Here is a 23,213-nt window from a genome sequence, read left to right on the forward strand (position 1 = left end):
AGTATCAAGTCGATGCGTCACCGCAATACGAACCGGGCACAAAAAAGCCATTATGACAGCTTGGGGGCGAGTACCTGTGGTTGATGTGCAACTCTACCCCAGCTGGTCGACCTGTCCGACCCCGAACCAGCCTTGATAATCGCCCCCAATCGGCCTCGATTGGCGCGCTTGCAAGCGACGAACTTGCGAAGGGCGGCCCCTGATTCGGCCCGAAGTTTCGCGGGAGGTTCGGCCGAGGTCGCCGGCTTCAATAACCGGATGCTCGGCTCATCAGGGATGGCCATTTGCCGAGCGTTTCCGTCAATTTTACCCGGTCTTCCGGAGCGAGCCGCGGCAGGCCGGGAACCCGCACTTCGCCGACGGAAAGGCCAAGCTCTATCTCCACGGCTTCCTTGACGACCGTAACATTTGCGCCGTTGCGGTATTGCGTGCGCATCCGCTCGAAGGGCTCGATGATTTCGATCATCCGGCGGGCCACCTGATAGTCTCCGGCCTCAAGTGCGGCATGAATCGCCAGCGAAATTTGGGGCGCGACATTGACGAGACCGGAGGTGAACCCCCGGGCGCCGGCAGCGGTGAAGGCCGGCGCCCAGCTTTCCGCCAGGCCGCAGATGAACAGGGCGTTGCCGGCAGCGGATGCCGCGACGACCCGAGATAAAAGCAGGATGTCGGTCGTCGCGAACTTGATGCCGGCGATGTTCGGATGAGCCGCGAGCCGCAGCATGTCGTCCAAGCTGAAACCGTCCGCCCTGACATAAGCGACCATCGGCAGCAGGGAGGCATCGGCGAGATTGCGGAAATAGTCGATCTGGGCGGCGGGTGCCGCGAAAGGATCGACCGGCTGGTGCGACATGACGGCGGACGCACCGATCGTCTTCGCCGTCCTTGCCATGGCAATCGCTTCTCGCAACGAGCGGCCTACGGCAGCCGTCACCGGCGCCTTGCCATCGACGCCCGCCACTGCCGCTTCGGTGACGACCGTGATTTCCGCCGGCGTGAGCGCATAAAATTCACCGGTATTGCCGGCCGCGACGATATTGTGGATGCCGGCTTTCGCCACTCGCGCGTAAATCGCTCGGGTGACACTGATGTCGACCTCGCCATCCGCTCCGTAGGCGGTGATCGGTACGCCGGAAATGCCGGTCAGGATTTCGCGGAATGTCAGGATATCCATAAGCTTTTCCTCAGATTGCGAAGCGATGAACAGGCGTGCCGCGGACCCCCGGCTCGAAGGCGTAGATCGTGCCGTCTTCGAAAGTGCCGTTATTGTCGGTCGAGAGCGTGGTCACGTAGAGAGTAGCGAGATCGGGTCCGCCGAAGCACGGCATGCTCGGCCCCTTGGCAGGCATCAGATAGGCCTCGACAACTATTCCATCCGGCGAGATGCGGTTGAGCCGTCCCCCCTGCTGGCCGGCGATCCAATAAAATCCATCGGCATCCACGGCGGCACCGTCCGGCCGTCCTTCCTCCGGGGTGAAGTCATGCAGGCGGCGAGGAGGACCTGTGACGCCGTGCGCCGGATCGAAATCGAAGATCTGCGCGTAGAGCCCACTGCTGTCGGAATGGTACATCGTCCCCCCATCCGGGCTCCAGGCGATACCGTTGGAGGTCATCAGGTCGCCATCGATCACCGTGTCGACCGACCCGTCCGGCTTCACCCGGTAAAGGCGGCCGTTGCCCGTCTGCGGTATCGCCTCGTCGCGAGTACCGACCCAGAAGCAGCCGTCCGGCCCGGCCTTTCCGTCGTTAAGCCGACTGTCCGGCCGCCCGCCGTCGGGGTCGCAGAGCAGTTTCATCGAGCCCGTTTGGGGGTTCAGCAGGTATACGCCGCTTTCCAGCGCCACCGCGACCTCGCCATTTTCACAAAGAGCCAGGCAGCCGATCTTCGCCGGCATCTCGAACCGATCGACGGCGCCGACGGCCCGCAGGCAGATTGCCGCGGGTGCGAGGATGTCGACGAACCAGAGATCGCCGGTGCGCTCGTCCCAGGTGGGGGATTCTCCGACCTTAAGGGGAAAGTCGATGACGCGGCGAACGTTCGGTGTGATGATCTTTGTTTCGCTCATCGTGCAGCCTCCGTGAATACGATCAGTCCGTTCTCGTCCCGGAGCCGGATTGTTCCGTCGTGTTGCGGATCGCAGAAACCTCCGCCCTGGAAGAATGCGGCAACCGGGCTTTCATCCACCGGCTCGAGCCGTAGATGATCGCGCGACAAATCCTGTGGGCGGTAGCCGAGCCGCTCTGCAAGTTCATCCTTCCACCAGCCGGCATCGTTGCGCGACATGCCGTAGACGACCGCGGCAGCGATGTCGGGATGGGTGAGGCCGATCTTCACAAGCTGGAACAGGTCGCGCGGGCTGATCCAGATCGCCGCCGCCCGTTCGCTGTTCGGATAGGGACCGGCATTGCCGATGCGGATAGACAGCGTGCGGATACCCGCCTTGTCGTAATAAAACCCGGCGACCATCTCGCCCCAGCATTTCGACAGGCCGTAGCGCGTGTCGGGCCGCGGCACGTCGAGAGGCGTGATCGTTCGGGAACGGGGATAGAAGCCGGTCGCGTGGTTGCTGGATGCGAAAACGACGCGGTTCGTGCCGTTGGCGCGGGCGGCATCGTACAGATTGTAGGTGCCGAGAATATTAGTCTGCAGCATGTCGCCGATATCGGCCTCGCGGGGGAGCCCGCCGAGGTGAATGACGCCGTCCATGCCCTCGAGTGCGGCACGCATTGCGTCTGCATCCGCGAGATCGCCCTCGAAGAAGCTTTCGTTCGACGCGAGTTCTCTCGCCGGCCTGATGTCGATCAGCCTGATGTGCTCCGCCTCGGGGCGCAGAAATCCCCTAAGCTGCGTGGCGATATTGCCCGCACCACCCGTTATCGCAATCCGTTTCACCACCCCTCCTCGCGATGCCTCGCATCGCCTGAAATCGAAGGTCTCCTAGCCTCCCACGCCCTGGAACATGCGGGCGCGCGCATTCAGTATATGGTTCTTCATCGCGTCATGGGCCGCCGTTTCCCGCCGTGCCAGGATCGCCTCCACGATCGCCTGATGCTCGTCCTGCACGTGCCGCACATGCAGTGGCGTCCGCTTGAGGCTGAGGCTGCGGGTCACCGACATGCCGATCGAAAAATGCGGTCTGAACCAATCCCGGACGGTGACGTGGAACTGGTTACCGGTCGCCGCGGCGATGGCGTCGTGCAGGTACTGGTCCTCTTCCGCACCGAGCTCGCCGATTTCCAGACAGTGTTCGAGGGCCGCAAGCGCCGAAAGGATACGGATCCTGTCGTTGGCCTGCCAGTTGCGGGCTGCCAATTCTGCCGCTTCCGCCTCAAGTCCGGCGCGGAACTCGAAGAACCGTTGCACGTCCGCAAGCGATCCGACAGGAACCTGCCTCAGCACCGACGAGTCCGGCCGCTGCCGCACATAGGAGCCGGATCCCTTGCGAGACACGATCAACTCATCCCTGCGAAGCCGCTCCAAGGCTTCGCGCACCACCGGCCGCGATGCCCCGAACATGACTGCAAGGTTCGGCTCGGACGGAAGGCGCTCGTTGATGGGAAAACGGCCGTCGGCGATCATGCCTACGATCTTCTCGTAGATGATGTCGCTGAAACGAGGCTCCGCCTTCGCGGCCGCTATCACGCCCGATTGGTTCATCAACGTCCCTTTTCACGTCTCCATTCGCGAAACGCCTGCTCGGCTTCGGCTTCCGGCGGATAAAGCCCGAAGATGCCCTCGCCCGCCCTCACGCGTTCTTCGACGAAATCCTCGCGCGAGTCTTCGCTGAAAGTCATGCGTCTCCTCCCTGTCGACGGGGCTCTTTTAAACCAGCAGTATGTAACCTGTAAAAATCTGTCAATACTTGTAATCATCTGAAAACCTGCTTATGGTCGTTTTAGCCGATGGGATGGAGGTCCTCGGCGGTCATGACGGTAGGGAACCTGTCATCGATCGCCTTTCAGGTCGGCGGTTCATTTGGGAGGAATTGATGCGCGACGACGAAAATATGTCTTCCGGCGTTACCCGCCGGACGTTCCTCGCAGGCGTTGGCGGGGCCGTTGCCCTGTCGGTTGCGGGCGGCAGCGCCAGCGCGGCTGCGACCAAGGAGGCGCCGCAGCTTGCGGCCCTCGTCAAGGACGGCAAGCTTCCGCCGCTTGCCGAACGTCTTCCGAAGAACCCTATGGTCGTGAAGCCCTGGGAAAAAATAGGCACTTACGGCGGCACGCTGCGGCGCGGCCTTCGCGGCTCGTCTGACCATAACGGCATCCTGCGCATGGTCGGCAACCAGGGCCTGGTGCGCTGGAACATGGACTTCACCGAAGCTCTGCCGAATCTCGCGGAGAGGTGGGAAGTCAATGCGGATGCCTCGCAGTTCACCTTCTACCTCTTGAAGGGTGTGAAGTGGTCGGACGGCCATCCGTTCACGGCCGACGACGTGGTTTTCGCCATCGAGGACGTCGTCAAGAACAAGGAACTCTACAGCTCGACGCCGGCGCAGATTTCGGTGGCCGGCAAGCCGGTCGTGGTCGAAAAGATCGACGACTACACCGTCAAGTTCACCTTCGCGGCAGCCAACGCGCTTTATCTGGAAAACCTTGCGACCCCGCTTGGCCAGCATCCGACGCTGTTTGCCAAGCACTACTGCAGCAAGTTCCTGCCGAAATACAACCCGAACCTCGACGCGGACGTGAAGGCGGCCGGTTCATCGAGCTGGCCGGACCTTTTCCGTGCCAAGTGCGGCGACATCGAAATTCCGCAGCGCTGGGGCAATGCCGAGAAGCCGGTACTCGATCCCTGGATGATCAAGGAGGCCTATTCCGGCGGCGCGACCCGGGTGCTGATGGTTCGCAATCCCTACTTCTGGCAGGTCGATACCGAGGGCAACCAGCTGCCCTATGTCGACGAGCTGAATTTCGGCATCTCTCAGGACGTCGAGTCGCTGATGCTCAATGTCATCTCCGGCAAGATCGACATTCAGGAGCGCCATATCAACTCGCTCGCGAACAAGCCGACGCTGTCGCAGAACATGAAGAAGGGCGATTACCGCCTGCTGTCGCTCGTACCGTCGGCGGCGCAGCAGTGCTCGCTCTACCTCAACATGACCCACAAGGATCCGGTGCTGCGGAAGATTTTTGCAGACAAGTCGTTCCGCCAGGCGCTGTCGATGGGCATCAACCGCCAGGAAATCATCGACATTGTCTATTTCGGGCAGAGCGAGGGTTACCAGACCGGCCCGCGCCCCGGCCACCCGTGGTATCACGAGAAGCTGGCACGGCAGTTCACCGAATTTGCGACGGACAAGGCCAATGCCATGCTCGACAAGGCTGGCCTCGACAAGAAGAATGCGAACGGCATCCGTCTTCGGCCTGACGGCCAGCCGCTCTTCTTCGCGGTCGACGTCATCCCGACGCTCTATCCCGACCTCGTCGACGTGCTGGAACTGGTGAAGGCGCATTGGGTGAAGATCGGTATCAGCATGAAGGTCAACACCATCGAACGCGCTCTCTATTATACGAGAGGCGACGACAACGCCCATGATGCGCAGGTCTGGCCGGGTCCCGGCGGTCTCGACCCGATGCTCGATCCGCGCGACTTCTTCGCCTTCCATCCGCAGGGATCGCGTTACGCCATTCCGTGGACACTCTGGTACACGTCCAACGGCGCCAAGGGCGAAGAGCCCCCGGAAAGCCAGAAGAAACGCTTCAAGCTCTATGACGAGGCTCGTTCCACGGCCGATGTCAACAAGCGCGGCGCGATCATGAAGCAGGTCTTCGATATCGCTGCTGAAGAATTCGAAGTCATGGGGATCTGCCTCGCTGTGGGTGGCTTCGGCGTGATCCGCAACAACCTGCGCAACGTTCCGGAAAAACAGCCCGACAGCTGGTCCTGGCCGAACCCCGGCCCTGCCCTGCCGCAGCAGTTCACATTCACGAGCTGAGCGGGCACGAACTGATGAGCATGAGCTGATTTACTCCAACTGTGCCGCCGCCCGACCGGCGGCGGCACCCTTCCGGTCCCACTGCATCACCTGCCCGAACGATGGCCAAAGGCTTTCGTATTGGCATGCCGTGCAATCCGAATTGCGAGCTTTGCATGCTGAAATTTATCATCAAACGTCTGCTATGGATGATCCCGTCGCTGTTTGCGGTGAGCTTCCTCGCCTTCGTTCTCATCCAGCTTCCGCCAGGCGACTTCGTCACCACCTATATCGCGACGCTTGCCTCCTCCAACGAAGTGGTCGATCAGAACACCGCAGCCGCACTGCGCGAGCGGTTCGGCCTCGACCAGTCCATGCTGGTGCAATATCTGAAATGGATCTGGGGAATTCTTTCCCGCGGTGATTTCGGCATCTCGTTCGAATGGCAGCAACCGGTCTCCGGCCTTATCTGGGAGCGCATGGCGCTGACCCTGGTACTCGCGCTCGCAAGCCTGATCGCCACCTGGGCGATCGCGCTGCCGATCGGCGTCTATTCGGCGGTCAAGAAATATTCGATCGGTGACTATGCATTCACGGCCTTCACGTTCTTCGGCCTGTCGATCCCGTCTTTCCTGTTGGCGCTGGTGCTGATGTATATCGCCGCCGTCGAGTTCGGCGCGGATGTGGGCGGCCTTTTCTCACCGGAATACGAGACGGCGCCCTGGAGCATTGCCAAGACGCTCGACCTTCTGTCGCGTCTGTGGCTGCCGGTGGCGATCCTCGCGGTGTCCTCGACTGCGAGCCTGATCCGCGTCATGCGCGCCAACATGCTGGACGAGCTGCCCAAACCTTATGTCACGACTGCCCGTGCCAAGGGGCTCTCGGAGTTCCGGCTGCTGATCAAATACCCGCTGCGCATCGCACTCAACCCGTTCATCTCGACGATCGCCTGGCTTTTGCCCAACCTGATCTCCGGCTCGGTCGTCGTGGCGATCGTGCTCAACCTGCCGACAGCGGCGCCCCTGCTTCTCCAGGCGCTGATGGCCCAGGACATGTATCTCGCGGGCGCCTTCGTGCTCCTGATCTGCGCTCTCACGCTGATCGGCTCGCTGATCAGCGACATCCTGCTTGCGCTGGTCGATCCGCGCATCCGGCTCGAATAGGAGGCCCGAATGGTCGATGCAACCATCCTTAACGATCGCCCCGATCGCGTCGCCGTCGCGGCGCAATGGCAGCTGATCTGGTGGGCCTTCAAGCGGCACAAGCTCGCAATGGCCGCCCTTTTCGTCACCGTCGCGATGTACATTGTCGCGATCTTCCCGGGCTTTTTCGCGATCAACGACCCGATCCTGCAGAACGCCCGCTCGACCTTTCATCCGCCGCAGAGCATTCATTTCCTCGACACGACCAACGGGTTCAGTTTTGGTCCGTATTATTACGGGATGAAGCTGACGCGCGATCCGAACACGCTTGCCGCCATCTTCGTCGAGGATACCAATACGAAGATCCCGATCCAGTTCTTCGGGCGTGGCTACACCTACTCGGTGCTTGGCCTGTTCGAGACCGACATCCACCTCATCGCCACCACCGACAACACCAAGCCGCTCTATCTGTTCGGCGCCGACCGTCTCGGACGCGACGTCTACAGCCGCACGGTGCAGGGTGCACAGATCTCGCTGTCGATCGGCCTGGTCGGTGTTTTCCTGTCGCTGCTGCTCGGCATCGTGCTCGGCGGCATTTCCGGATATTATGGCGGCCGGATCGACTTCGTCATGCAGCGCGTCATCGACTTCGTGCTGTCGCTGCCGACCATTCCGATCTGGCTGGCGCTCGCTGCAGCCCTGCCGCAGGGGTGGCCGGCGGCGCTGCAGTACATGATGATCACCATCATCCTGTCGTTTACCGGCTGGGCCCAGCTTGCCCGTGTCGTGCGCGGCCGCTTCCTGTCGCTTCGGACCGAGGAATTCGTCGCCGCTGCCCGTCTCGACGGCGTCTCGGAGGGCCGCATCATCTTCCGCCACATGCTGCCGAGCTTCTCGAGCCATATCATCGCCTCGATGACCTTGGCCGTGCCGGCGATGATCCTGGCGGAAACATCGCTCTCTTTCCTCGGCCTCGGCCTGCAGCCGCCGACAGTTTCCTGGGGCGTTCTTTTGCGCGAGGCGCAGAACATCCGCTCCATCGCCACCGCACCATGGCTGTTCATGCCGGGGCTCGCGGTCGTCATCGCCGTCATGGCACTCAACCTTTTCGGCGACGGTCTGCGTGATGCGGCCGACCCGTACAACAAGTGAGGCGCGGATGACCGACATCCTATCCATCACGCCCCGTTCTTCATTGGCTGCGGGCAAGACGCTGCTCGAGGTAAAGAACCTGGTGACGGAGTTTCCGCTTCGCACCGGCATCTTCAAGGCGGTCAACGACATCTCCTTTTCGATCGAGCCCGGCAAGACCCTGTGCGTGGTCGGCGAAAGCGGCTCCGGCAAATCCGTCACCGCCCGCTCGATCCTGCAGATCATCGACTCGCCCGGCCGCATCGCCTCCGGTTCGATCATCCTCAACCGCCAGGACGGCACTTCGGTCGACCTGGCGAGGCTTGATCCGCGCAGCAAGGCGATCCGCGCCGTCCGCGGCCGCGACATCGCGATGATCTTCCAGGAGCCGATGTCGTCGCTTTCGCCGGTGCACACCGTCGGCGACCAGATTACCGAAGTGCTGCGGCTGCATTTGAACATGAGCAAGGCGCAGGCCCGCAAGGAAGCCGCCGAACTGCTCCGGCAGGTGGAAATCCCAAATCCGGAACAGGCGCTCGACCGCTACGCCTTCCAATATTCCGGCGGCATGCGCCAGCGCGCCATGATCGCCATGGCGCTTGCATGCAAGCCGCAACTGCTGATCGCCGACGAGCCGACCACCGCGCTCGACGTGACGACCCAGGCGGAAATCCTCGACTTGATCAAGCGCCTGCAGCAGACGACCGGAATGGCGGTGCTGTTCATCACCCACGACATGGGCGTGGTGGCACAGATTGCCGACGACGTGCTGGTCATGCATCACGGCGTCATCAAGGAATACGGGCCGGTCGACCAGATTTTCCATACGCCGAAGGATCCCTATACGAAGATGCTTATCGGCTCCGTGCTCAAGCTGGAGCAGAAGGCGGAAATCCGCCTCGCGCGCCCGCCGCTCGACACGACCGCCGAACCGATCCTCGACATCCGCAACCTCTCCATGCATTTCGGGGAGATGAAGGCCCTGAACGACGTCTCGATCGCTCTCCTGCCCGGCGAGACGCTCGGCATCGTGGGCGAAAGCGGTTCCGGCAAGACGACCCTGGGCCGCTCGATCATGCGGCTCTACGATCCGGCATCCGGCGAAATGCACTACCGGCGCGCCGATGGCAGGGTGGTCGATCTTGCCAAGCTTGAGGGGCGCGAACTGAAAGCCGCCCGTCGAGAGCTGCGCATGGTCTTCCAGGACCCGTTCGGCTCGCTCAACCCGCGCATGACGGTCGCGCAGGTGATCGGCGAGCCGCTGCTGGTCAACGGCCTGTCGAAGGGCAAGGAACTCGACGAGCGGGTCTGCCACCTGATGGATCAGGTGGGTCTCGATCCCGCAGGGCGGGAACGTTACCCGCACGCCTTTTCCGGCGGCCAGCGCCAGCGCATCGGCATCGCGCGGGCGATCACGCTCAATCCGCGCATCATCGTGGCGGACGAGGCGACGTCGGCGCTCGACGTCTCGGTACGCTTCCAGGTGCTGGATCTCCTGATGCGGCTGCAGGACGAGCTCAAGCTCGCCTACATCTTCATCAGCCACGATATCGGCGTCATTCGCTACATGTGCGACCGGGTCGGGGTCATGTATCGCGGCCGGCTTGTCGAAGTCGGCGAAGCGGAAAAGGTCTGCAACAACCCTGATCACCCCTATACGCAGGCATTGATTTCGGCCATTCCCCGGCCGGATCCCCGCGATCGCGATCGCTCGAAGCGGTTCCGGTACATCGAGCCCAGCCCCCACATCGATCCCAGCAACGTCAAGAATAGAAGTTCTGCGCGATGAAAATCACGGGAATTCGCACCTTCCTCATGCATGTGGGCCAGCCGCACCGTTCGAAATGGGCGTCCGACGACGCATCTCCTTCTTCCGGTCCGGGATCGTCTGAACGAGGTTATTTCGGCGGCACCCGCAACTGGCTGTTCCTGAAGATCGATACCGACGAGGGGATTACCGGCATCGGCGAATGCTCCGGCTGGCCGCGCGTCATCGAGACCGCGATCAAGGATCTCGCGCCGCTCCTGATCGGCGAGGATCCGACGCATATCGAAAAGCTGTGGCAGAAGATGATGATCGCCATGATGGGCCACGGCATGCTCGGCACGGTCGGCGGCGGTGCCATGACCGGCATCGACATGGCGCTCTGGGACATCAAGGGCAAGGCGCTCGGCGTGCCGGTCTGGAACCTGCTCGGCGGCAAGGTTCGCGACCATATTCCGATCTATTCGCATGCCAATACCGTGGAACAGGCGCTTGCCGTGAAGAGCCGCGGCATCAAGGCAATCAAATGCGGCGGCGTTTCCGATCCAGTCCGAAAGGTCGCCGCGTTGCGCGAGGCGGTCGGCGACGAGATGGATATCGCCATCGACCTTCACGGCGCGCCATGGATGACGCCCGCCGATGCCTGCCGGCTGGTGCGCAAGCTCGAGCCTTATGAGCTGATGTGGGTGGAAGACCCGATCGCGCCGGAGAACGTAGATGGCTACCGCCGCATCCGCGATGCAGCGCATGTGCCGCTTGCCGCCGGCGAACGGAGCGCCACGATTTTCGGTGAGCGCGAGCTGATCGAGAAGGAACTGGTCGACATCATCCAGCCGGATACCGGACGTGCCGGCGGCATTACCCAGATGAAGAAGATTGCCGCCATGGCAGAGGCGCACCACATCCAGTTCGCGCCGCATTCCGGCTCGCTCGGGCCGGTCGCCGAATATGCCGCTCTGCATTTGATGGCCGCGATCCCGAATGCGTTGATCCTGGAACGCCTCGACGATGACTGGGAGGGACGCAAGAGCGTGATCGTGCCGCATCCGGTCCAGGAAAACGGCTTGATCGTGGTGCCGGACGCGCCGGGACTGGGCTGCGATATCGACGAGGAATTCGTTGCCCGCTACCCGAGCCAGGGCAATCTCTCCGTACAGGTTCAGCCGGATAGCGGCGCCTATGCGCCGGGCACCTGGGGCGAACATCTCTATGTGCAGACGCGTGTGTCGCGTCGGCAGTATTTCGGCAAGTAAGGACACAGAAGATGAAGATCGACCGGATGCGGGTTTTCATGACCCGCGACAAGGACCGCCCGCGTGTCATCGTCGCGCTCGATACCGACGACGGCCTGACCGGCTGGGGCGAATGCTACAACCACGGGCCGGACAAGGCGCTGCCGCCGCTTCTCGACTATCTTTACGGCTTTGTTGCCGGCCAGGACCCGACGCGGGTGGACTACCTCGTCAATCTGATGATCCAGCAGAGCCGGTTTCCTCCCGGCGCCATGGGGCTTGCGGCGATCGCCGGCCTCGACCATTGCCTCTGGGACCTGACCGCGAAAGCTGCGGGCCTGCCCGTCTACAAGCTGCTCGGCGGCGAGGTGCGCGACAAGATCAAGGTCTATGCCGGCGTCTACACCGCGCCGGACGCACCGGCGGCGCGCGACGAATTCGATCGGCTGAACGAAGGCTGGGGGTTCACCGCGTTCAAGCTCAGCCCCTGGCGGATCGATATGCACACCAACCGCTGGGGCAATGTGGTGAAGGCGTCCGCGGACTACTTCCGCCAACTCCGCGAGACGGTCCGTGACGATTACGAGATCGCCTTCGACGCGCATGCCAAGATCTACGAGCCCGCCGCCGCCCGGCAGCTCGGCAACGCACTCGCACCTTACGACCCGCTGTTCTACGAAGAACCGCTCCGGCCGGAAAACATCGAGGCATGGGGCGAACTCAAGCAGGGGCTCGAATGCACGCTGGCAACCGGCGAAAGCCTCTACAGCCGCTACGAATTCCTGCGTCTGCTGCAGGTGAAGGGTGCGGATTTGATCCAGCCGGACATCTGCGTCGTCGGCGGGCTGTCGGAAATGCGCCGCATCGCGACGCTTGCCGAGGCCTTTTATGTCGGCGTGGCCCCGCACAACCCGATGGGACCTCTGGCAACCGCGGTCAACGTGCATTTCTCGGCCGCCCAGCAGAATTTCAAGATCCTCGAATATCGCCTGCCGACGGGCCAGGCCTATGTCTATGGCGGGACCGAAGTCGAGACGCGGGAAGCGTCGGCGCGTTACGTCGCCGATCCCTACCTGCCGAAGGACGGTTATCTCGAGCTTCGCCCGGACCGTCCCGGCTGGGGTGTGGAGATGGACGAAAAGGCGATGCAGGAGGACGGCTACGTCCACTGGCAGCGGCGCGTGCCGAAGCGACCGGACGGGTCCTATGCCTTCGCCTGAAATGACAGGAAAGCATTGGCCAAGCATTCGTAGCGGGCCGCTTGAGGCCCGTTTCCTGCCCGAAAACGGCGGCCGGATGACCCATCTCGTGCATGACCAGCTGGGCGATATCCTGGTACCGACCGCCGGTCCGGAATTCGAGCCGCTGAACTGGCCGAAGGCTGGCGCTTATCCGCTGTTTCCCTATCACAACAAGCTCCTTGGTGCGGCTTTCATGCATGACGGCAAACGTCATGCAGTTCTGCCGCACCCGGCACTTCGGAACGATGCCCAGCACGGCCCGGCCCATCGCCGCACCTGGCAGGTGGCCTCGCTCGGCGCCGATCGGATCGAACTAGTGCTGCACTACCGCGCCGATCCCGACTGGCCCTTTGACTTCAGCGCTGTACAGCGCTTCGTGCTCGGCGACGACCGGCTCGATATCGAGCTTACAATGACCAATACCGGCCAGGCCTCCATGCCCGGCGGATTGGGCTGGCATCCCTATTTTGCGGCTGATCTCGGCAGGCCGGCATCCTGCGATGCCGGCAGGATTTGGCCGCCAGGTGACAGGGGCGTTCCAGACGGAATCCGATCTGAAGCGCGCAGCGCGAAACTACTGCCGAACGAGGCCCACACCCTTTTTCTTTCGGACTGGCAGCGGGCCGCGGTTGTCACCAACGGAGGCATCGAGGCCACCTTGACGGCCGCGCCGGAACTGAAACACCTCGTCGCTCATCGCACCGCAGATTATGTCTGCCTCGAACCCGTATCGCACGTTGCCGGCGCCTTCGGTTTTCCTCTTGCCAGTGATTCCGGCCTTTTCGTGCTGCGAGCGGGGGAACAGCGCTCGGCAAGCCTTGCCTTTTCTCTCAGGGTCCTTTGAGCACGCGGCGCGAGTTTGGGCCACCGGAGCGGCGCGATAGCCTCTCGAGAGGTTTTTATCTTACAAAACTCAAGTTCTCGCTTTAGAGGTTCCCCGGGCACCGGTCAGATGCTTGCGCATGAGAGCCGCCGCGACTTCACTATCGCCCGCCTCGAGTCGCTCGAGTATTTCCAGATGCTCTCGACAGGTAACGGCTACGCGATCAGCGCCATGCTGCCAGTTGTAGTTGGATAGACGGCGAAGCTGGTTCTGGCGGTTCATGGCCTCCTCAATATAGCGGTTTCCAGACGCTGCGCTGATGCCGAGGTGGAATTCCGCGTTCATTTCGAACAGCGTGACGCTCGATGCGTCGGTCCAGGCCGCACTCAGCATTGCCTGGTGCCGTGATCGCATCGAGCTGATCCAGTCGGCGGAAAGCGAAAAATCCGGCGACAGGATGGCTGCGCATTCGATGAGCAGCCGAAAATCATAGCTTTCTTGCCGAGCACGCACGTCGCGAACCGGATCGAAAAACTGCCACCCATAGCCTTTTCGGCGCTGAATCACGCCAAGGCCCTCCAGCTTGATCAGCGCCTGACGAACAGGCGTCCGCTCCTGCCCGGTCAACCGCATCAGTTCCAGCTCCGCGAACTGCTCCGGCAATTTGCCGTCGCGCCGCAGCTTGGCGATCGCGACGAGAAGTTCTTCATCGGCGGGCGGCGCCTCCGGTGTCTCTACCCGGGGAGGAATTGCCGAAAGCGTCATCCCCTTGTTTTGCTCGTGCTGCACGAAGCCGCGGGATTCCATTAATTCGAGCGCCATCCGAACCGGCGTGCGGGACACGCGCAGCCGGTCCGCCAACTGGTTCTGGCGCAGTCTCGCCCCTGGCTGGAGGTTGTCCTCATGGATGACGTCGACGATGCGACGCATCAGGTCCTGCTGAAGAGGCGTGGACGCGTCTGACATTTCCGCTTGCCTTTCCCTTTGTTTTGGTTTTTGTTGTATGAAATACTTTTTAGGCGAAGGCAAGCGTTCGGCCTGCCGCCATACAGCATCTGGAACACGTCATCATGACCTTGCCTCTTCCCTGCCCGCTCATCGAGATTTCTGGTACGCCATTCGAGCGCGGCCAACAATATGGCGAACAGGCGGCGGAGCGCATCCTCAAGGGCATCGGCCACTACAAGGACCAGCTGCATTCCTCCGGTCTGAAAGACAACGACCTGGCGGCGATGATTGACCGTTTCGCCAGCGCGATCGAGGACTATGGCCCCCAGTATATCGAGGAGATGCGCGGCATCGCCAAGGCTGTGGACACCGATCTGGCTGCAATCCTGCTGCTCAACGCACGCACCGAAATCCTCAAGCTTGCGCGCCGCCGGGAAAAGGGCCAGGCGGACTTCATCCAGTCGGATGGCTGCACCGGCGTTTTCGTCATGCCCTCCGCCACGCGTGACAACGTCTTCATCCACGCCCAGAATTGGGACTGGAAGGCTGAATGCGCCGAAACGGCGATCGTGCTCAAGATCAAGCGCAGCGACGGGCCGGATATCATCACCTTCACCGAAGCTGGCGGCCTTGCGCGTACGGGCTTCAACTCCGCCGGCATCTCGATCAGCGGCAACTACCTTGAAACCGACCGGGACTACCGGGAACTCGGCGTGCCGCTCGCCATCATCCGCCGCAAGGTTCTGGAACAGGACCATCTGGCGATGTCGATGCAGGCGGTTTACGGAACCCGCAAGTCGGCGTCGAACAACATGATGATCGGCCACGCCCACGGCGTCGCAATCGATTTCGAATGTGCGCCCGACGAAACTTTTCTGGTTCATCCGGAAAACGGCGTGCTGGTGCATGCCAACCATTTCCAAAGCCAGGTTGCGCTGTCAAAGCTGCTCGACAAGGGCGTCGTCAACATGCCGGACTCGCTCTACCGCGACCTGCGCGTCCGCCAGCTGCTCGAACCGCATGTCGGCAAGGTCACGGTGGACACCGTCAAGACCGCGCTTTCCGATACGTTCGAAAGCCCCTGGTCGGTCTGCCGCCCGCCGCGCAAATCGCTGTCCAACAATCAGTCCGCGACGGTCGCCATGATCGTCATGGTGCCGGGTGAAGGCCGCATGGAGGTCGCATTGCTGCCGGCGCTCGGAGCGCATTTCTGGAACTACAGCCTCGATATGAGGATCAGGCCTGTCGAAGAGCCCCGCAAGGCTCAAACGACGGCGGCCTAACGAAAATCAATAAGGGAACAAATACGGGAGCCTCCAATGAAAATTCAAAGTCTGTTGAAGACGACGGCAGCGATCGCACTGCTGGCCCCGACCGCCGCGGGCACGGCCATGGCGCAGGACAAGACGATGCGGGTGCGCATCAATGCAGACATCCGCTCGACCGATCCCGGCGTCAATCGCGATGCCAATAGCGACGCGATCGTCCTGCACATGGTCGAAGGCCTCGTCGGGTACAAGGACGACGCCTCGATCGCGCCGCTGCTGGCAAAGTCGGTCGATGTCTCACCCGACGGCAAGACCTATACGTTCAAGCTGCGTGACGGACTGAAGTTCAGCAATGGCGAGCCGCTGACCTCCGCCGATGTCCTGTCCTCCTGGCAGCGCTACGTTGAGCCCAAGACCGCCTGGCGGTGCCTCAAGGACGTGACAGGGTCGGGTGTCGCCAATGTCACCAACGTTGCGGCGCCGGATGCGGCGACCGTCGTCTTCACGCTGGAGAAGCCGACCGCCCTGTTTCTCGCCACCATTGCCCGCACCGATTGCGGCGGCACCGGCATTTACCATAAGAGCTCGCTCGATGCGCAGGGCAAGTGGGTGAAGCCTGTCGGTACCGGCCCCTTCATGCTGCAGGAATGGCGCAGCGGCCAGTATGTGCAGCTCGCCGCCAATCCCAACTACGTCTCGCCCGGCGGCGAGCGTACCGGCTATGTCGGCGACAAGCAGCCGAAGATCGCGGCAACGCGCTTCATGGTCATTCCGGACGATGCTGCGGCCAAGGCCGCGCTCTATTCCGGAGACATCGACGTGCTGAGCGACGTCAACAACGCCGATGTCGAGGAACTCTCCGGCAGCGACAAGCTGAAGGTGGACAAGGTCGCCAGCATGGGCCTGACCAGTCTCCTTTTCCAGACCCGCGATCCGCTGCTGAAGGACGTCCGCATCCGCAAGGCGCTACTGCTTTCCCTCGATATCGCGCAGATCTCGGAAGCCTTGACCAACGGCCAGTCGCCGGCGAACCTCTCGGTCATTCCGGTCCCGAGCCCCTATTCCGGAAAGCTGCAGAAGGAACTCCCGGCGCGCAATCTCGACGAGGCGAAGAAGCTGCTGGCGGACGCCGGATACAAGGGCCAGCCGATCAAGTGGCTGGCGACCAAGTTTTATCCGTCACTCTTCGATGCCGCGGTTCTCGTCCAGGCGATGGCGCAGGAAGCCGGCATCAATATCGAGATCGAGACACTCGACTGGGCGACGCTGCTCGACCGCTACACGGCCGGCAACTACTCCGCCATGTCGTTCACCTATTCCGCACGCCTCGATCCCTCGCTCTCCTACGACATGGTCAGCGGCAGCAAGGACAAGAGCCCGAACAAGGTGTGGGACAATCCGGAAGGCCTGAAGCTGATCGCCGAGACCACGACGATCGGCGATGCCAAGGAGCGGCAGGCGCTGTTCGACAAGCTGGAAGGCATGATCCGCGCCGACGTCCCGTTGATCCCGCTCTATTCGGGCACCCGCATCGGCGCGGTGCGCGCCAATGTGGAAGGATACAAGACGTGGCCGGTCGGTTATCCGCGCATGTGGGGCGTTTCCTTCGCACAAGGCAAATAGCTCATGCACGCCCTTTCGAAATATATCGCGAAGCGTCTGTTATGGACGCTTCCGACACTCCTTATCGTGGCCGTGATGGTGTTCTTCCTGGTACGGATGATCCCCGGCGACCCGGCCCAGTTGATCCTCGGCGATAGCGCCAGCCCGGACGAGCTTGCCAGCCTGCGCGCCAATCTCGGCCTCGATCGGCCGGTGGCGGTGCAGTTCCTGTATTGGCTCGGCAATGTCCTACGGGGCGATCTCGGCCATTCCATTTCCAACGGCGCGCCGGTCCTGCCCATGATGCTCGACCGCTTCCAGGTCAGCGCCACCATCGTACTGGTCGCCGTAGCGCTCGCGACGCTGATCGCGGTTCCGGCCGGCCTTGTGGCGGCATGGCGGCAGAACGAGCATGTGGATGTCGCCATCGTCGCCGCCTCGACGCTGCTGATGTCGGTTCCCAGCTTCTGGCTCGGCCTCGTCCTTCTGCTGGTCTTTGGATTGAAGCTCGGATGGCTGCCGGTCGTCGGTTACGTGCCGTTCACCGAAAAGCCTTGGACCGCCATCACCTACGTCATCCTGCCGGTCGTGACATTGATGCTGATCGAGGTCGGCGTGCTCACCCGCATGATGCGTGCCAGCGCCATCGAAATCCTGCGGCTGGAATATGTCATGCACGCCCGCGCCAAGGGTCTTTCGGAACGCAAGGTCCTGCTTCGCCATGTGCTGCCCAATGCCTTCGCCCCGACCTGGACGATGATCGGGCTGGTGCTCGGCGGGCTCCTCGGCGGCATCGCGGTCCTGGAAACCGTCTTCACCTTGCCCGGCCTCGGGCGCCTTCTCGTCGATGCGATCTTCGCTCGCGACTATCCGGTGGTACAGGGATGTCTGTTGTTCACGGCCTTGATCTACGTGATCGTCAATCTGATCGTCGATCTGTGTTATCCACTGTTCGATCCGCGGGTCACCGCCTCATGATCAGGCAGCCCGCAAACCTCATCATCGGCTCAGCCCTTTTGATTTTCATCGGCGGCATTGCCCTCCTCGCTCTGTTCTGGACGCCCTACGAGCCCGCGGCGATCAAGCTCATCGCCAAGCTGAAACCGCCGTCCGCGCAATTCTGGCTCGGCACCGACGAATTTGGCCGCGATGTCGTCTCCCGCCTGATGACCGGGGCGGTGCAGAGCATGACGGTCGCCATCCTGACGGTCGCTTTCGCGATCACGGTCGGCACGATCACCGGCCTGATCGCAGGCTACACGCGAGGGTTGGTCGACCGGATCCTGATGGTCTTCAGCGACGCGCTCCTCGCCTTCCCCGGCACTCTGTTGGCGCTCGGCCTGATGGTGATTTCCGGTCCCAACAAATACGGCATCATCCTGGCGCTTGGCATTGCCTATTCCCCCTCCGTGCTGCGTGTTGTCCGGGCGAGCGTATTGTCGGCCAGAGAACGGGAATATGTCGAGGCGTCGCGCGTCATCGGCAATTCCGAATTCGCCACCATGTTTCGCCATGTCCTGCCCAATTGCACCGCGCCGATCGTGGTGCTCGCTACCTCGATGTTCGGCTGGGTTGTGCTGGCGGAAAGCGGCCTGAGCTTCCTCGGCCTCGGCGTGCCTCCGCCGGCGCCGACCTGGGGCAACATGCTGTCTGCGGCGCGTACCTATATCGAAAAGGCCCCCTGGCTCGGGCTCGCCCCCGGCATCTGCATCTCGATGACGCTTCTCGGCATCAATTTGCTCGGAGATGCGCTGCGGGACCGCTTCGACCCGAGAATGGAGCAACGGTGATGAACGCAGAGACTTCCCGGCCACTGCTCGACGTTCGCGATCTCCGTGTTACGACCTCAAACGGCCACCCGATCCTCCATGACGTGTCGTTCGATGTCGAGACGGGCAGCATCGTCGCGCTGGTCGGCGAAAGCGGCAGCGGCAAGACGGTCGCCGCACGCGCAGCCATGCGGCTGCTCCCCAAGGCAATCACGCCGGTCTCGGGAAAGATCCTGTTCGAAGGCAGTGACGTCCTGAAGATGACAGGCAGCGAGATCCGCAAAGTTCGCGGCGCCGAGATCGGCATGGTCTTTCAGGAGCCGATGGTATCGCTCAATCCGGCGATGACGATCGGCGCACAGCTGGTCGAGGGGCTGCGGCTGCATGAGAAGCTGAGCGTCGAGGCGGCGCGCGCGCGTGCGTCCGAAATGCTGGAACGAGTGAAAATTCAAAACCCCCAAGCCTGCCTTGCCGCATTCCCGCATCAGTTCTCGGGCGGCATGCGCCAGCGCATCATGCTCGCCTCTGTCATGCTGCTCCGGCCGAAGCTGCTGATCGCCGACGAACCGACAACGGCGCTCGATACGCTCACCCAGCGCGAGGTCATGGAGGTCATGGTCGATCTGACGCGCACCTTCGGCACCTCGGTTCTGCTGATCACCCACAATCTCGGTCTCGTCGCCCAATACGCGAAGAAGGTCTTTGTTCTGGAGCGCGGCCGACTGATCGAGTCGGGTCCGGTCGAGGAGGTTCTGCATCGGCCGAAGGAGCAATATACCCGCACGCTGATCGACGCCCTGCCGAAACGTGACTATGGCCGCGCGCCACCCGCCGAAGCGGAGCCGCTCATCGAGGCCCGCGGTGTCGAGGTGACCTTCTCGGGCGCTGGCAATATGTTCAGCACGGCGGAAAAGAAGCTTGCCGTGAGGGGTGTTTCGCTTGGCGTGCGCCCGGGCGAAGTGGTCGCCGTCGTGGGCGGCTCCGGTTCCGGCAAGACCACGCTCGGGCGGGCAATGCTGGGCCTGCTGCCATTGTCCGGCGGAGACATCCTGTTTCGCGGGCGCCCGATGGCATCCGCCGACCGGGGCGCTGCCCGTGATTATCGCCTGCAGTGCCAACTCGTCTTCCAGGATCCCTATTCGTCCCTCGACCCGCGGCAGAAGATTGCGGAGATCGTCGGCGAGCCGCTGGTCCATGGCCCGAAACTCAGCGGCCCCGAAAAGGCCGAGCGGGTAAGTGCCATTCTCAACGAGGTCGGCCTTGCCGGACTTGGCGATCGTTATCCGCATGCCTTGTCCGGAGGGCAGAGACAGCGCGTGGCGATCGCGCGTGCGGTCATCCGCAATCCCGCTTTCGTCGTCGCCGACGAGCCCGTCTCGGCGCTCGACATGACGATCCAGAAGCAGGTTCTCGATCTCTTCCGCAAACTGCAGGAAAACCACGGCTTCGCCTGCCTTTTCATTTCGCACGATCTTGGCGCCGTCTCCCGCGTCGCCGACCGGATCGTCGTCATGCAGCAGGGCTTGATCGTCGAGGAGGGCAGCGCCGGCCAGATCCTGGATCACCCGCAACACCCCTATACGCAGGCTCTGCTCAAGGCGACGCCGACCCTCGGCGTCGCGGCGTAACGAGACCAAAATTCGACGAGTATCGCCTCTTTGGGGCAGGAGAAATCCACCATGTTGACGGAAGAATTCATCGCGATCGAAGGCCGGATCGGCGCAAACAACTACAAGCCGCTCGACGTGGTCCTGGCGCGAGGCGCCGGCGTCTATGTCTGGGATACGGAGGGAACCCGCTATCTGGACTGCCTCTCCGCCTATTCCGCCGTCAACCAGGGACATTGCCACCCCAAGATCCTGGCCGCGATGGTGGAGCAGGCGGGCAAGCTGACGCTGACCTCCCGGGCATTCCGCAACGACCAGCTCGCACTGTTCTACGAGGAGCTCGCGGCGCTGACGAAATCGCACAGGGTGCTTCCGATGAACAGTGGCGCGGAAGCCGTCGAAACCGCCGTCAAATCCGTGCGCAAGTGGGGTTACGAGGTCAAGAACATCCCCGAGGAACAGGCGGAAATCATCGTCTGCTCCAACAATTTCCACGGCCGGACGCTCGGCATCATCAGCTTCAGCACCGACGAAACGGCACGCAAGAATTTCGGTCCCTTCCTGCACGGCTTCCGCGTTGTGCCATTCGGCGATGTCGAGGCATTCGAGAGGGCGATCAACGAAAACACGGTCGCCTTCCTGGCCGAGCCGATCCAGGGCGAGGCGGGCGTGTTGATCCCGCCGGCCGGCTATTTTGCAAAGGTCCGCGAACTCTGCACGGCAAACAATGTCATGCTGATCCTGGACGAAATCCAGACCGGTCTCGGACGCACCGGCAAGCTGCTTGCGGAAGAACATGAGGCGATCGAGGCCGACGTGACCCTGGTCGGCAAGGCATTGTCGGGCGGCTTCTATCCTGTCTCCGCCGTGCTTTCCAACAATGAGGTGCTGGGCACGCTAAAACCCGGACAGCACGGCTCAACCTTCGGCGGTAACCCGCTCGCCTGTGCCGTCGCACGGGCGGCACTGAGGGCGCTGACCGAAGAGGGCATGATCGAGAATGCCGCCGAGCAGGGCGATTATTTCCTTCGCGGGCTGAAGGACATTCGCAGCGACTTCATTCGGAACGTGCGCGGACGCGGACTGATGCTCGCCGTGGAACTGCATCCGCAGGCCGGCGGTGCACGCCGTTACTGCGAACTGCTCCGCAAGTCGGGCATCCTCGCCAAGGAGACGCATGATCACACCATTCGTCTCGCGCCTCCGCTGGTGATCGAGCGCAGGCAGATAGACTGGGCGCTGGAACGGCTGACGCCGGTTCTGAGCGGCATGCACTGATCAGGAAACGAGGACGCGATGCAGAATTCCCAATCCATCTGGACAATCGTCGACGAAAAAAGCGCCGCTTTTTTTGATCTCAGCGACCGCGTCTGGGGCACGCCGGAGATCAATTACGAGGAGTTCCGTTCCTCAGCCGAACATTTGCGGCTTCTCGAGGCCGAGGGCTTCAGGATCGAGCGCAACATTGCCGGCATTCCGACCGCCGTCATGGGAGAGGCCGGCGAGGCTGGTCCAGTCATCGCCATTCTCGGGGAGTATGACGCGCTCCCGGGCCTCAGCCAGGAGGCAGGCGTCGCCGAACAGCGGCCGGTCGTTGCCGGCGGCCACGGCCACGGCTGCGGTCACAACCTTCTCGGGGCCGGCTCGATGCTGGCCGCCGCCGCGGTGAAGGACTATCTCGCTGCCCACGGATTGAAGGGCCGCGTCCGCTATTACGGCTGCCCGGCGGAGGAAGGCGGGTCTTCGAAAGGTTTCATGGTGAGCGCCGGCGTCTTCGATGATGTCGACATTGCCATTTCGTGGCACCCCGCCGCCTTCAGCGGCGTCAACAATCCGATCTCGCTTGCCTGCAGCGAGATGAATTTTCATTTCTCCGGGCGCGCCTCGCATGCCGCGGCGACGCCCCATCTCGGGCGCAGCGCGCTCGATGCGGTCGAACTGATGAACGTCGGCGTGAACTTCCTGCGCGAACACATGCCGACGACGGCCCGTATTCATTACGCGATTACCGATGCGGGCGGTTCGGCCCCAAATGTGGTCCAGGCCAATGCGACGGTTCGTTACCTCGTGCGGGCGAGAACGCTTCCCGAGCTTCTTTCGCTCGTCGCCCGGGTCAAGCGCGTAGCCGAAGGCGCCGCCTGGATGACCGAAACGACCATGAAGCAGGAAATCATATCCGGCGATGCCAACCTGATGGGCAACGAGCCGCTGGAGGAATGTATGCATGCGCAGCTCGAGCGCCTGGGTCCTGCCATATTCGACGAAGGCGACAAGGCGACCGCCCGAAAATTCCAGGCGACCTTGACATCGGAGGAGATCGCCTCGTCATACGCCCGCTTCCACCTCAAACCGAAGAAGGATGAACCGCTCTGCGATCTCATCGTTCCGCTCTATTCAGGCGATGGATCGATGGTCGGATCGACCGATGTCGGCAGCGTGAGCTGGGTGGTGCCGACCGTACAGATGCGCGGAGCGGCATACGCGATCGGCACGCCCGGCCATTCGTGGCAGCTCGTTGCCCAGGGCAAGTTGCCCGCCGCCCACAAGGGCATGGCGCATGCTGCAAAGGTCATGGCGGGCACGGCCATCGAACTCATCTGCAATCCGGCACTGGTCGAGGCGGCCAAGGCCGATCTTCGGGGCCGGCTGGAGGGCAATCCCTTCGTCAATCCCATCCCGGACGACGTCGTGCCGCCGATATCGCCCTCCGTCGACAGGCTGGATGCGGCAAAGTGACGACGCAGATCCTCAAGAAGACCGACTTCAT

Annotated in this window: 20 protein-coding genes; 14 read left to right on the forward strand and 6 right to left on the reverse strand. The window is 62.4% G+C overall.

Annotated elements, in window-relative coordinates:
• Positions 1–247 precede the first annotated feature (247 nt).
• The 5 genes from C5L10_RS01600 to C5L10_RS01620 are packed head-to-tail and all read right to left on the reverse strand — an operon-like array spanning position 248 to position 3,795.
• Complete coding sequence (locus C5L10_RS01600; RefSeq protein WP_105428231.1) at positions 248–1,174, reverse strand: dihydrodipicolinate synthase family protein; 927 nt, start codon at positions 1,172–1,174, stop codon at positions 248–250.
• A gap of 10 nt (positions 1,175–1,184) precedes the next feature.
• Entirely contained in the window at positions 1,185–2,066 is an 882-nt protein-coding gene (locus C5L10_RS01605) for an SMP-30/gluconolactonase/LRE family protein (RefSeq protein ID WP_105428232.1), read from the reverse strand.
• Positions 2,063–2,893, reverse strand: a complete 831-nt coding sequence (locus C5L10_RS01610; RefSeq protein ID WP_105428233.1) for an NAD(P)-dependent oxidoreductase — start codon at positions 2,891–2,893, stop codon at positions 2,063–2,065. The genes C5L10_RS01605 and C5L10_RS01610 overlap by 4 nt, the downstream gene beginning before the upstream one ends.
• Positions 2,894–2,938: 45 nt before the next feature.
• Complete coding sequence (locus C5L10_RS01615; protein ID WP_046665536.1) at positions 2,939–3,658, reverse strand: FadR/GntR family transcriptional regulator; 720 nt, start codon at positions 3,656–3,658, stop codon at positions 2,939–2,941.
• Positions 3,658–3,795 carry a hypothetical protein gene (locus C5L10_RS01620; RefSeq protein ID WP_245282715.1) on the reverse strand — a complete coding sequence of 46 codons (138 nt, stop codon included), beginning with the start codon at positions 3,793–3,795 and terminating at the stop codon, positions 3,658–3,660. Before C5L10_RS01620 ends, C5L10_RS01615 begins: the two co-directional genes overlap by 1 nt.
• A gap of 194 nt (positions 3,796–3,989) precedes the next feature.
• Between C5L10_RS01620 and C5L10_RS01625 the strand changes: the two genes are divergently transcribed.
• The 7 genes from C5L10_RS01625 to C5L10_RS01655 all read left to right on the forward strand — a co-directional run bounded on the left by C5L10_RS01625 (position 3,990) and on the right by C5L10_RS01655 (position 13,273).
• On the forward strand, positions 3,990–5,939 hold the full coding sequence (locus C5L10_RS01625; RefSeq protein ID WP_105428360.1) for an ABC transporter substrate-binding protein: 1,950 nt from the start codon (positions 3,990–3,992) through the stop codon (positions 5,937–5,939).
• A gap of 155 nt (positions 5,940–6,094) precedes the next feature.
• The gene (locus C5L10_RS01630; RefSeq protein WP_037085996.1) at positions 6,095–7,081 is read left to right on the forward strand and encodes an ABC transporter permease; all 987 of its coding nucleotides are present in this window, start codon (positions 6,095–6,097) and stop codon (positions 7,079–7,081) included.
• A 9-nt stretch (positions 7,082–7,090) separates the two neighbouring features.
• A complete protein-coding gene (locus C5L10_RS01635; RefSeq protein WP_105428234.1) occupies positions 7,091–8,212 on the forward strand; it encodes an ABC transporter permease in 1,122 nt (373 codons plus the stop codon).
• 7 nt (positions 8,213–8,219) lie between these two features.
• Positions 8,220–9,980 (forward strand): ABC transporter ATP-binding protein, encoded by a 1,761-nt coding sequence (locus tag C5L10_RS01640; protein WP_105428235.1) that lies wholly within the window; start codon positions 8,220–8,222, stop codon positions 9,978–9,980.
• The gene (locus C5L10_RS01645) at positions 9,977–11,209 is read left to right on the forward strand and encodes a mandelate racemase/muconate lactonizing enzyme family protein (RefSeq protein ID WP_105428236.1); all 1,233 of its coding nucleotides are present in this window, start codon (positions 9,977–9,979) and stop codon (positions 11,207–11,209) included. Before C5L10_RS01640 ends, C5L10_RS01645 begins: the two co-directional genes overlap by 4 nt.
• A gap of 11 nt (positions 11,210–11,220) precedes the next feature.
• Positions 11,221–12,408 (forward strand): galactarate dehydratase, encoded by a 1,188-nt coding sequence (locus C5L10_RS01650; protein ID WP_105428237.1) that lies wholly within the window; start codon positions 11,221–11,223, stop codon positions 12,406–12,408.
• Positions 12,395–13,273, forward strand: a complete 879-nt coding sequence (locus tag C5L10_RS01655) for a galactose mutarotase (protein ID WP_105428238.1) — start codon at positions 12,395–12,397, stop codon at positions 13,271–13,273. The genes C5L10_RS01650 and C5L10_RS01655 overlap by 14 nt, the downstream gene beginning before the upstream one ends.
• A gap of 69 nt (positions 13,274–13,342) precedes the next feature.
• Here C5L10_RS01655 and C5L10_RS01660 read toward each other — a convergent pair whose 3' ends face one another.
• The gene (locus tag C5L10_RS01660; protein WP_172716867.1) at positions 13,343–14,182 is read right to left on the reverse strand and encodes a GntR family transcriptional regulator; all 840 of its coding nucleotides are present in this window, start codon (positions 14,180–14,182) and stop codon (positions 13,343–13,345) included.
• Positions 14,183–14,322: 140 nt separating this feature from the next.
• Between C5L10_RS01660 and C5L10_RS01665 the strand changes: the two genes are divergently transcribed.
• Genes C5L10_RS01665 through C5L10_RS01695 form a run of 7 tightly spaced genes read left to right on the forward strand, consistent with a single transcriptional unit; the run spans position 14,323 to position 23,182 of the window.
• Positions 14,323–15,483, forward strand: a complete 1,161-nt coding sequence (locus C5L10_RS01665) for a C45 family peptidase (protein ID WP_105428240.1) — start codon at positions 14,323–14,325, stop codon at positions 15,481–15,483.
• A gap of 36 nt (positions 15,484–15,519) precedes the next feature.
• Complete coding sequence (locus C5L10_RS01670) at positions 15,520–17,091, forward strand: ABC transporter substrate-binding protein (RefSeq protein WP_105428241.1); 1,572 nt, start codon at positions 15,520–15,522, stop codon at positions 17,089–17,091.
• 3 nt (positions 17,092–17,094) lie between these two features.
• A complete protein-coding gene (locus C5L10_RS01675) occupies positions 17,095–18,048 on the forward strand; it encodes an ABC transporter permease (protein ID WP_105428242.1) in 954 nt (317 codons plus the stop codon).
• Positions 18,045–18,860, forward strand: a complete 816-nt coding sequence (locus C5L10_RS01680) for an ABC transporter permease (protein ID WP_105428243.1) — start codon at positions 18,045–18,047, stop codon at positions 18,858–18,860. Before C5L10_RS01675 ends, C5L10_RS01680 begins: the two co-directional genes overlap by 4 nt.
• A complete protein-coding gene (locus C5L10_RS01685) occupies positions 18,860–20,467 on the forward strand; it encodes an ABC transporter ATP-binding protein (RefSeq protein WP_105428244.1) in 1,608 nt (535 codons plus the stop codon). The genes C5L10_RS01680 and C5L10_RS01685 overlap by 1 nt, the downstream gene beginning before the upstream one ends.
• A 51-nt stretch (positions 20,468–20,518) precedes the next feature.
• Entirely contained in the window at positions 20,519–21,724 is a 1,206-nt protein-coding gene (rocD, locus tag C5L10_RS01690) for an ornithine--oxo-acid transaminase (RefSeq protein WP_105428245.1), read from the forward strand.
• Positions 21,725–21,742: 18 nt separating this feature from the next.
• Positions 21,743–23,182 carry a M20 family metallopeptidase gene (locus C5L10_RS01695; protein ID WP_105428246.1) on the forward strand — a complete coding sequence of 480 codons (1,440 nt, stop codon included), beginning with the start codon at positions 21,743–21,745 and terminating at the stop codon, positions 23,180–23,182.
• Positions 23,183–23,213 lie beyond the last annotated feature (31 nt).

Source organism: Neorhizobium sp. T6_25 (assembly GCF_002968555.1).
Classification (GTDB): domain Bacteria; phylum Pseudomonadota; class Alphaproteobacteria; order Rhizobiales; family Rhizobiaceae; genus Neorhizobium.

What these genes read in the sequence shown, in the direction of transcription:
- C5L10_RS01605 (WP_105428232.1), bottom strand. Translation starts at nt 2,066, where the DNA reads ATGAGCGAAACAAAGATCATCACACCGAACGTTCGCCGCGTCATCGAC.
- C5L10_RS01665 (WP_105428240.1), top strand. Translation starts at nt 14,323, where the DNA reads ATGACCTTGCCTCTTCCCTGCCCGCTCATCGAGATTTCTGGTACGCCA.
- C5L10_RS01685 (WP_105428244.1), top strand. Translation starts at nt 18,860, where the DNA reads ATGAACGCAGAGACTTCCCGGCCACTGCTCGACGTTCGCGATCTCCGT.
- C5L10_RS01675 (WP_105428242.1), top strand. Translation starts at nt 17,095, where the DNA reads ATGCACGCCCTTTCGAAATATATCGCGAAGCGTCTGTTATGGACGCTT.
- C5L10_RS01670 (WP_105428241.1), top strand. Translation starts at nt 15,520, where the DNA reads ATGAAAATTCAAAGTCTGTTGAAGACGACGGCAGCGATCGCACTGCTG.
- rocD (WP_105428245.1), top strand. Translation starts at nt 20,519, where the DNA reads ATGTTGACGGAAGAATTCATCGCGATCGAAGGCCGGATCGGCGCAAAC.
- C5L10_RS01615 (WP_046665536.1), bottom strand. Translation starts at nt 3,658, where the DNA reads ATGAACCAATCGGGCGTGATAGCGGCCGCGAAGGCGGAGCCTCGTTTC.
- C5L10_RS01680 (WP_105428243.1), top strand. Translation starts at nt 18,045, where the DNA reads ATGATCAGGCAGCCCGCAAACCTCATCATCGGCTCAGCCCTTTTGATT.
- C5L10_RS01600 (WP_105428231.1), bottom strand. Translation starts at nt 1,174, where the DNA reads ATGGATATCCTGACATTCCGCGAAATCCTGACCGGCATTTCCGGCGTA.
- C5L10_RS01630 (WP_037085996.1), top strand. Translation starts at nt 6,095, where the DNA reads ATGCTGAAATTTATCATCAAACGTCTGCTATGGATGATCCCGTCGCTG.
- C5L10_RS01650 (WP_105428237.1), top strand. Translation starts at nt 11,221, where the DNA reads ATGAAGATCGACCGGATGCGGGTTTTCATGACCCGCGACAAGGACCGC.
- C5L10_RS01635 (WP_105428234.1), top strand. Translation starts at nt 7,091, where the DNA reads ATGGTCGATGCAACCATCCTTAACGATCGCCCCGATCGCGTCGCCGTC.
- C5L10_RS01655 (WP_105428238.1), top strand. Translation starts at nt 12,395, where the DNA reads ATGCCTTCGCCTGAAATGACAGGAAAGCATTGGCCAAGCATTCGTAGC.
- C5L10_RS01660 (WP_172716867.1), bottom strand. Translation starts at nt 14,182, where the DNA reads ATGCGTCGCATCGTCGACGTCATCCATGAGGACAACCTCCAGCCAGGG.
- C5L10_RS01645 (WP_105428236.1), top strand. Translation starts at nt 9,977, where the DNA reads ATGAAAATCACGGGAATTCGCACCTTCCTCATGCATGTGGGCCAGCCG.
- C5L10_RS01620 (WP_245282715.1), bottom strand. Translation starts at nt 3,795, where the DNA reads ATGACTTTCAGCGAAGACTCGCGCGAGGATTTCGTCGAAGAACGCGTG.
- C5L10_RS01695 (WP_105428246.1), top strand. Translation starts at nt 21,743, where the DNA reads ATGCAGAATTCCCAATCCATCTGGACAATCGTCGACGAAAAAAGCGCC.
- C5L10_RS01640 (WP_105428235.1), top strand. Translation starts at nt 8,220, where the DNA reads ATGACCGACATCCTATCCATCACGCCCCGTTCTTCATTGGCTGCGGGC.
- C5L10_RS01625 (WP_105428360.1), top strand. Translation starts at nt 3,990, where the DNA reads ATGCGCGACGACGAAAATATGTCTTCCGGCGTTACCCGCCGGACGTTC.